This is a genomic window from Pseudomonas sp. 2VD, from assembly GCF_005503585.1.
Lineage (GTDB): Bacteria > Pseudomonadota > Gammaproteobacteria > Pseudomonadales > Pseudomonadaceae > Pseudomonas > Pseudomonas aeruginosa.
The window spans coordinates 1-8574 of the sequence record NZ_SCND01000271.1; the positions used below are offsets into that span (position 1 = coordinate 1).

The following is an 8574-nucleotide window of genomic DNA, read 5'->3' on the forward strand; positions in this document are numbered from 1 at the left end:
ATCGAAGACCCGGCGCCCTGACGCCCCGTGGGCGGGCCGTCGTTGGCCTGCCCACTCCAGCGCGCGCAGAGGAACCACCGATGGTCTTCGGCTGATACGGCGACACCATCACCCGCGACACCGCAGCGTGCCGCGACTAGCGCAACACCCAGGACGTAGGGCGCTTCCTCGTCGAGCTGCGCGGCGCCGACTTCCGCTTCGATCGTGCCTTCATGGCCGGGATTGGCGACGGCGCGACAAAGACCCTGGGCGAGGTGGCGGGCGAACGGCGGCGGCGCCAGCCCCTCCGCCTGAGCGAGCACTCAGGCGCGGAAATGGCTCGGCGGCTGGCCGCTCCAGCGCTGGAAGGCATGGCGCAGGCTGGCGGTCTCGCTGAAGCCGAGTTCCTCGGCGATCCGGTAGATCGGCATGTCGCCGCTCTGCAACAACTCCTTGGCGCGGGCGAAGCGCAACTCGTCGAGCAATTGCTGGTAGCTGGTGCGCTGCTGCTGAAGGTGCCGGCGCAGGCTGCGCGACGAACAGTTCAGGCGCCTGGCCAGTTCCTCCAGGCCGGGCGGGTCCTGCAAGCGCTCGGCGAGGATCGCCCGGACCTTGTCCAGCCAGGCGCGGCGCGCGGCCAGGTCGATGTTCTGCCGCCGGCACTGTTCCAGCATCTCCCGGTGGGTCACCGGGTCGGCCAGCGGCAACGGGCGCTCCAGCCATTCGGCGGCGAAGCCGATGGCGCTGCGCTCGCGTTCGAAGTGCAACTCGCAGGCGAAACCCTCGGCGTAGGCCCGCGCCATCGCCTCGTCGCCGGCATAGTCGAAGGCCGCTTCCAGCAAGGGCAGCGGCTGGCCGAGCAGGTCGGCGCAGGTGACCTTCAGCGAGCCCAGGCAAAGCTCGGTGTTGAATGGCCGCAGCGCCTCGTCCTCGCCGTAGCCGGTGGCCACCAGCCAGGCGCGGCCGTCGGCGACTTCCAGCGACAGGTGGAAGTAGGTGCCGAGCAAGACCGGATAGCTGAGGCCGATGCGCAGCGCCTCGCCGAGGGTCGGCGCGGAGAGCAGCGCGTAGCCGAGCAGGCCGTAGGCGGAAATCCGCGTGCGCAGCCCCAGGCGCAGGCCGAGGGCCGGCTCGTCGCTGAGCCGGCAGGCGTTGGCGAACACCTGCTGCTCCTGCCAGGGGCTGATCAGGCGCCGCAGGTCGAGCAGGTCGGCGGGGGTGATGCCACTGCCTTCGAGCAGTTGCTCGCGGGCGAACCCTTCCTTCTCCAGCAGCGAGAGAGTGAGGGTCGACATGTGCAGCGAGTTGAGCCAGGTGGCGCGGGAGAAGGTCGAATCGATCATGGCGTGCCCATCGTTACCGGTGGCCGCGCCGCGCTGTTACCGCGCGGACGGGATACACAGGGTAGGCAAGTTGCGTGCCGCCGCGCCTGTCGCCGGTCCCGCAGGCAGTTGGCTCAACCGCGCGAGAGGAAGCGCATACCCTCCTCCAGGCCGCTCAGGGTCAACGGATACATCTGTTCCTTGACCAGTTCGCGGACCAGGCCGGTGGACGCCGTGTAGTTCCAGGTGTCCTTCGGATAGGGGTTGATCCAGATGAGCTTCTTGTACTTCTCCATGAAGCGCTGCATCCAGACGTAACCGGCTTCCTCGTTCCAGTGCTCGACGCTGCCGCCGGCCTGGGTGATTTCGTAGGGCGCCATCGCCGCGTCGCCGACGAACACCACCTTGTAGTCCGGACCGTACTTGTGCAGCAGGTCGAAGGTGGCGGTGCGTTCGCTGCTGCGGCGCAGGTTGTTCTTCCACACCGACTCGTAGATGAAGTTGTGGAAGTAGAAATACTCCAGGTGCTTGAACTCGGTCTTGCAGGCCGAGAACAGCTCCTCGCAGACCTTGACGTGGGCGTCCATCGAGCCGCCGATGTCCAGCAGCAGCAACAGCTTCACCGTGTTGCGCCGCTCCGGGCGCATCTGGATGTTGAGCAGCCCGGCGTCCTTCGCGGTGTGGTCGATGGTGCCGTCGATGTCCAGCTCCTCCGCCGCGCCCTCACGGGCGAACTTGCGCAGGCGCCGCAGGGCGATCTTGATGTTGCGCGTACCCAGTTCGACCTGGTCGTCGAGGTTCTTGTATTCGCGCTGGTCCCAGACCTTGGCCGCCTTGCCCTGGCGCTTGCCGGCGTCGCCGACGCGGACGCCCTCCGGGTTGAAGCCGCCGGAGCCGAACGGACTGGTACCGCCGGTACCGATCCACTTGTTACCGCCGGCATGGCGCTCCTTCTGTTCCTCGAGGCGTTTCTTGAACTCCTCGATCAGCTTGTCCAGGCCGCCGAGGGACTGGATCTGCGCCTTTTCCTCGTCGGTCAGCAGGCGCTCGAATTCCTTGCGCAGCCATTCCTCGGGGATCAGCGCCTTGAGGTGGTCGTCGAGCTTCTCCAGGCCCTTGAAGTAGGCGCCGAAGGCCCGGTCGAACTTGTCGAAGTGGCGCTCGTCCTTGACCATGATGGTGCGCGCCAGGTAGTAGAACTCGTCCATGTCGGCGAACACCACGCGGTGCTTCAGGGCGTCGATCAGGTCGAGCAGCTCGCGCACCGACACCGGCACCTTGGCTGCGCGCATTTCGTTGAACAGGTTGAGCAGCATGGCTGCGACCTCGTCTGTTGTCCGTTGATCCCGGCGCGCGAGCGCCGGTCAGTATTGGTGTTCCTGCGGCAGGTCGTCGGCGATGACGTACCAGTCGGCTTTCGAACCCACGTAGATGTGCCGCTGCGCTACCGATGGCAGCGGCGAGTCGAGGGTGCCGAGGGCGATAGAGGTGTACGTCGGGTCCTCGTTGCCGCCAAGCCACTGCAGGTTCGATCCGCAGTGGCGGCAGAAGGTACGGGTGACGCCTGGCGACGAGTGGTATTCGGCCACCGCGTCCGCCCCGGCGACATAGCGGAACGCCTCGCGGCGCACCTTGCCGTAGGTGGCGAACGCCGCGCCGTGGGCCTTGCGGCACTGGCTGCAATGACAATGGCTGGCCGATTCGATGGGCGCGTCGATCTCGTAACGTACCGCGCCGCACAGGCAACTTCCGCTGAGCATGGGATGTTCCTCCGCTGTCTGGCGTGCCGCCCCGCGGCCCTTTCCCCGGAAAGGGCCGACGCACTCAGCGGCTGGCGCGGCGGCTCATGAACGCCAGGCGCTCGAGAAGCTGCACGTCCTGCTCGTTCTTCACCAGGGCGCCGGCCAGCGGCGGGATCGCCTTGGTCGGATCGCGCTCGCGCAGCACCGCTTCGCCGATCTCGTCGGCCATCAGCAGTTTCAGCCAGTCGACCAACTCGGAAGTCGAAGGTTTCTTTTTCAGGCCGGGCACCTTGCGCACGTCGAAGAAGATGTCCAGCGCCTCGCTGACCAGCGACTGCTTGATGTTCGGGTAGTGCACGTCGACGATCTTCTGCAACGTCTCGCGGTCGGGGAAGGCGATGTAATGGAAGAAGCAGCGGCGCAGGAAGGCGTCGGGCAGTTCCTTCTCGTTGTTCGAGGTGATGATGATGATCGGGCGCTGCTTCGCCTTGATGGTTTCGTTGGTCTCGTAGACGTAGAACTCCATCTTGTCGAGTTCCTGCAGCAGGTCGTTGGGGAACTCGATGTCGGCCTTGTCGATCTCGTCGATCAGCAGGATCACCCTCTCCTCGGCCTCGAAGGCCTCCCAGAGCTTGCCCTTCTTGATGTAGTTGCGCACGTCGTGAACCTTGTCCACGCCCAGCTGCGAATCGCGCAGGCGGCTTACCGCATCGTACTCGTAGAGGCCCTGGTGGGCCTTGGTGGTGGACTTGATGTGCCAGGTGATCAGCTTGGCGCCGAAGGACTCGGCCAGCTGCTCGGCGAGCATGGTCTTGCCGGTGCCCGGTTCGCCCTTCACCAGCAGCGGCCGCTGCAGGGTGATGGCGGCGTTGACCGCGAGCTTGAGGTCGTCGGTGGCGACGTAGGACTGGGTGCCTTCGAACTTCATCAGGAAATCCTCGAACGGTAACGCCCTGGCTGGAAAACCGGGCAGTTCAGTATTGTTTGAAAACCCGACTATAACGCGGGGACAAGCGCACTGTGAACGCAGACGGGTCATTCAGTCACTGAATGCCCGGCCACCTCGCGACCCGCCGTTCCGCCCGCGTCTTCAGCCGTCGTCGTCGCGCGTCGCCGGGGAACGCTCGAAACGAGCGTTGAACGCCTCGACGAACGCGTTGCGGAGAATCCCGAGGAACGCCTGGAACGCGCTGACGTCCCGCTGGTGGATATTACCGCTCAGGCTCACACGGGTTGCGAACTGGTCTTTGCGCTGGTTCTTCAGCACCGTCTCGCCACCGCCGACCAGCGCCTCCCACACCGAGCGGAACAGGTTCTTGTCGCCATCCTCCACGTCCTGCCGCCAGTTGAACACGTCCACGTCGCGCAGCAGCGGCTTGATGTAGCCATCCAACTGGCCGCGCTTAGCCTGGGCCTCCAGCACCAGGTCGCCGGTGCCGGCATTGAAGTCGAACTTGCCATAGGCGCTGGCGAAGTCGTTGAGCCGCTTCAGCTCGACCCGGGTGACCCGCAGGCGCAGGTCGAAGTCCTCGAAGTCGCTCAGCGGGTCGAAATGCGCCGCCACTTCCAGCGGCGCCTGGCCGAGTATCCGCGCCGTGCCTTCGAGACGCGCCGGCCGCTCGCCCCGGGCGTCGGCCACGTTGGTCAGGTTATAGATGCTGGCGTTGAGCGCCGAGGCGTGCAGGTTCACCGGCGGCTTCGAAGTGAAGTTGCGGAAACGCAGGGTGCCGTCCACCACCCGCACCTCGTTGAGGGTGATCGGCAGCAGCTTGTCCAGTTGCTCGCGCCAGTCGGTGCCGGCACCGGTCTGCGAGGCGTCGCGGTCGCCGCCGGCATCGACGAAGTTGAGCTGCGGACGCTCGAAGACCACCCGCGCCACTACTGCGTGATCATCCCAGAGCGCCTGCCAGCTCACCGACAGGTCGATGCTCGGCGCGTCGAGGAACGGCACCGGCACCTTGCCGTTGTCCTTGACGATGCTCAGCCCGTCGATCCGATACGCGCCGCGCCAGAGCGCCAGGTCGACGTCGGCGATGTGCCCACGGTAGTCGCCCATGTCGGCCAGCTTGCCGTTCAGGTAGTCGCGCACCAGGTACGGCAGCGCCAGGTGCAGCGCCAGCAACAACAGAAGCAGCGCCGCCAGGCTGCCCAGGGGAATGGCATAGCGTTTCTTCATCGGTACGGCCCTCCTGGACAGTGGACACGCGCGGCGCGCCGCTGGTTCGAACGCGTCTGGACGCGCGGGCGGGGGCGGAATAGGCTGATTGATCTTTCTCCATGCGACAAGGACACCATCATGAGCCGCATCTTCGCAGACAACGCGCAGTCCATCGGCAACACGCCGCTGGTCCAGATCAACCGCATCGCCCCGCGCGGCGTCACCATCCTGGCCAAGATCGAAGGGCGCAACCCCGGCTATTCGGTGAAGTGCCGGATCGGCGCGAACATGATCTGGGATGCCGAAGCCAGCGGCAGACTGAAGTCCGGCATGACCCTGGTCGAGCCGACCTCCGGCAACACCGGCATCGGCCTCGCCTTCGTCGCCGCCGCGCGTGGCTACAAACTGATCCTGACCATGCCGGCGTCGATGAGCCTGGAACGACGCAAGGTGCTCAAGGCGCTGGGCGCGGAGCTGGTCCTGACCGAACCGGCGAAGGGCATGAAGGGTGCGATCCAGAAGGCCGAGGAACTGGTCGCGGGGGATCCCGGGAAGTACTTCATGCCGCAGCAGTTCGACAACCCGGCCAACCCGGCGATCCATGAGAAGACCACCGGCCCGGAGATCTGGAACGATACCGAGGGCGCGGTGGACGTGCTGGTTTCCGGGGTCGGCACCGGCGGCACCCTCACCGGCGTCTCGCGCTACATCAAGAACACCCGGGGCAAGCCGATCCTCGCCGTGGCGGTGGAGCCGGTGACCTCGCCGGTGATCAGCCAGACCCTCGCCGGCGAGGAGGTCAAGCCCGCCCCGCACAAGATCCAGGGCATCGGCGCCGGCTTCGTGCCGAAGAACCTCGACCTGTCGCTGGTCGACCGGGTCGAGAAGATCGGCGACGACGAAGCGAAGAACATGGCGCTGCGCCTGATGCAGGAAGAAGGCATCCTCTGCGGCATCTCCTCCGGCGCGGCGATGGCCGCCGCGGTGCGCCTGGCCGAGGAGCCGAACATGCAGGGCAAGACCATCGTGGTGATCCTCCCCGATTCCGGCGAGCGCTATCTTTCGAGCATGCTCTTCGACGGCCTGTTCAGCGAACAGGAACTGACCCAGTAACCACCGACCCGCGGCGCCGCAGCGAACCGGCGCCGCCTTGCGCCAGGCGTATCGAATCATGCTGGAAACCTCGCTCTTCGTAGCCACCCTCGCCACCCTGGGCATGCTCTCGCCCGGCCCGGACTTCTTCCTGATCATCCGCAACGCGGCGCGCTACCAGCGCTCGGCGGCGATGATGACCTCGCTGGGGGTGATCCTCGGCGTGGCCACCCACATGGCCTACTGCGTCGCCGGCCTGGCGGTGCTGATCACCACCACGCCGTGGCTGTTCAACGCGCTGAAGTACACCGGCGCGGTCTACCTGATCTGGATCGGCATCCAGGCCCTGCGCTCGCGCGGCGGCGGCACGCTCGACTTGGCGGTCGGCGGCGTGCAGCGCGTCGGCCACTGGAGCGCGTTCCTCCAGGGCTACCTGTGCAACCTGCTCAACCCCAAGGCCACGCTGTTCTTCCTCGCCGTGTTCACCCAGGTGCTGAGCCTGGACTCCAGCTTCGCCGAGAAGCTCTGGTACGCCGGCATCATCGTCGGCCTCGCCGCACTCTGGTGGCCGCTGCTGGTGGTGCTGATCCAGAGCGCGGTGGTGCGCCGTGGCCTGGCCAGGGCCCAGGGGGTGGTGGACAAGCTGCTCGGCGGCCTGCTGATCGCCCTCGGGGTCAAGGTCGCCCTGAGTTGAGGCAGGCGGGCGGAGCGACGCCCCGCTGCGGTGCCGCCTCCTGTCTGCGGGCCCGCAGGTAAAAGCCGCCCCTTTCCTCGCTTCCGGCAACGCGGGATAAAACCCGGGTGCCGGCCAGCGTTGCCGGCGCCCCCTGAGCGCCGGCGGCGAACCAGTCCGTCGCCGACGCTGTCGTCAGCCGACAGGACACCTACAACAATGAAGACCCGCATCGCTTCCCTCACCCTCCTCGCCCTCGCTTGCGGCAGCGGCGCAACCCTCGCCGCGGACAACCTGAAGATCTACAACTGGTCCGAATACATCGCTCCCGAAACCGTGGCGAACTTCGCCAAGGAAACCGGCATCCAGGCCACCTACGACGTCTACGACAGCAACGAGACCCTCGACGGCAAGCTGATGACCGGCCAATCCGGCTACGACGTGGTATTCCCGTCGAACCACTTCATGGCCAAGCAGATCCAGGCCGGCGCCCTGAAGAAGCTGGACAAGTCCCAGCTGCCCAACTGGAAGAACCTCAACCCGGTGCTGCTCAAGGCCCTGGAGGTCAACGATCCGGGCAACCAGTACGGCTTCCCCTACCTCTGGGGCACCACCGGCATCGGCTACAACCCGGCGAAGATCAAGGCGGTGCTCGGCGACGACGCGCCGCTGGACTCCTGGGATATCTTCTTCAAGCCCGAATACATGCAGAAACTGAGCAAGTGCGGGGTGGCGGTGCTGGACAACGGCCCCGAGCTGCTGCCCATCACCCTCAACTACCTCGGCCTGCCACACCACAGCCAGAAGGCCGACGACTACAAGCAGGCCCAGGCGGCGCTGCTGAAGGTGCGCCCGTACATCCGCTACTTCCACTCCTCGAAGTACGTCAGCGACCTGGCCAACGGCGAGATCTGCATGGTGGTCGGTTTCTCCGGCGACATCCTGCAGGCCGCTACCCGCGCCAAGAAGGCCAACAACGGCGTGGAAGTGCGCTACTCGACGCCGAAGGAAGGCTCGCCGCTGTGGTTCGACATGGTCTCGATGCCGGTCGACGCGCCCGACGAGAAGGCCGGCTACGCCTTCATGAACTACCTGCTGCGTCCCGAGGTGATGGCGGCGATCAGCAACCATGTGCACTACGCCAACGGCAACCTGGCCGCCGACCCGCTGGTGGACGCCGAGATCAAGGCCGATCCGGCGATCTACCCGCCGCAGGAGAAGATGGCCAAGCTGTTCGCCCTGGAATCCATGCCGCAGAAGATCGACCGCGTGCGCACGCGCACCTGGAACACGGTGAAGACCGGCAAGTGAAGCCCGGCGCCGGCCCGGTTTGTCGCCGGGCTGGCGTTTTAGCGCAAGGCTCGCCCACAGGCTCGTCAAATCCCGGACGGCCCGCTATAGTCCCTCTCGTTGTCTTCATCCACCGGATAGCCTCCATGAACCAGCGCTCGCACAGCTCGCTCCCCGCCCTTCCGGTAGCCACCGGCGAGGTCGGCGCGCTCCAGCCGTGCGCCAGCCTGGGCTGCGTTTCCCCTCCTGTAGTCGCCTCGCCTCCGCCTCCCCCTCCCGGTTCGGCCGCCTGCCCGCCGCCGGGCGTCAGTCCCTGAC

8 protein-coding genes are annotated in these 8574 nt (G+C 66.3%); 3 read left to right on the forward strand and 5 right to left on the reverse strand.

The window, feature by feature from the left end; genetic code table 11:
* Positions 1-302: 302 nt before the first annotated feature.
* The 5 genes from FFS27_RS23605 to FFS27_RS23625 all read right to left on the reverse strand — a co-directional run bounded on the left by FFS27_RS23605 (position 303) and on the right by FFS27_RS23625 (position 5219).
* The gene (locus FFS27_RS23605; RefSeq protein ID WP_003101519.1) at positions 303-1322 is read right to left on the reverse strand and encodes an AraC family transcriptional regulator; all 1020 of its coding nucleotides are present in this window, start codon (positions 1320-1322) and stop codon (positions 303-305) included.
* A gap of 113 nt (positions 1323-1435) precedes the next feature.
* Entirely contained in the window at positions 1436-2617 is a 1182-nt protein-coding gene (locus FFS27_RS23610) for a vWA domain-containing protein (RefSeq protein ID WP_003090569.1), read from the reverse strand.
* 48 nt (positions 2618-2665) lie between these two features.
* Positions 2666-3061 carry a GFA family protein gene (locus FFS27_RS23615; RefSeq protein ID WP_003131045.1) on the reverse strand — a complete coding sequence of 132 codons (396 nt, stop codon included), beginning with the start codon at positions 3059-3061 and terminating at the stop codon, positions 2666-2668.
* 64 nt (positions 3062-3125) lie between these two features.
* Positions 3126-3971, reverse strand: coding sequence for an AAA family ATPase (locus FFS27_RS23620; protein ID WP_003090571.1), 846 nt, complete (start codon positions 3969-3971; stop codon positions 3126-3128).
* Positions 3972-4133: 162 nt separating this feature from the next.
* Positions 4134-5219, reverse strand: a complete 1086-nt coding sequence (locus FFS27_RS23625) for a DUF748 domain-containing protein (RefSeq protein WP_003090572.1) — start codon at positions 5217-5219, stop codon at positions 4134-4136.
* A 120-nt stretch (positions 5220-5339) separates the two neighbouring features.
* Between FFS27_RS23625 and cysK the strand changes: the two genes are divergently transcribed.
* The 3 genes from cysK to FFS27_RS23640 all read left to right on the forward strand — a co-directional run bounded on the left by cysK (position 5340) and on the right by FFS27_RS23640 (position 8277).
* Positions 5340-6314 (forward strand): cysteine synthase A, encoded by a 975-nt coding sequence (gene cysK, locus FFS27_RS23630; RefSeq protein WP_003090573.1) that lies wholly within the window; start codon positions 5340-5342, stop codon positions 6312-6314.
* A 58-nt stretch (positions 6315-6372) separates the two neighbouring features.
* Positions 6373-6987 carry a LysE family translocator gene (locus tag FFS27_RS23635; RefSeq protein WP_003090574.1) on the forward strand — a complete coding sequence of 205 codons (615 nt, stop codon included), beginning with the start codon at positions 6373-6375 and terminating at the stop codon, positions 6985-6987.
* 198 nt (positions 6988-7185) lie between these two features.
* The gene (locus FFS27_RS23640) at positions 7186-8277 is read left to right on the forward strand and encodes a polyamine ABC transporter substrate-binding protein (RefSeq protein ID WP_137952240.1); all 1092 of its coding nucleotides are present in this window, start codon (positions 7186-7188) and stop codon (positions 8275-8277) included.
* Positions 8278-8574 lie beyond the last annotated feature (297 nt).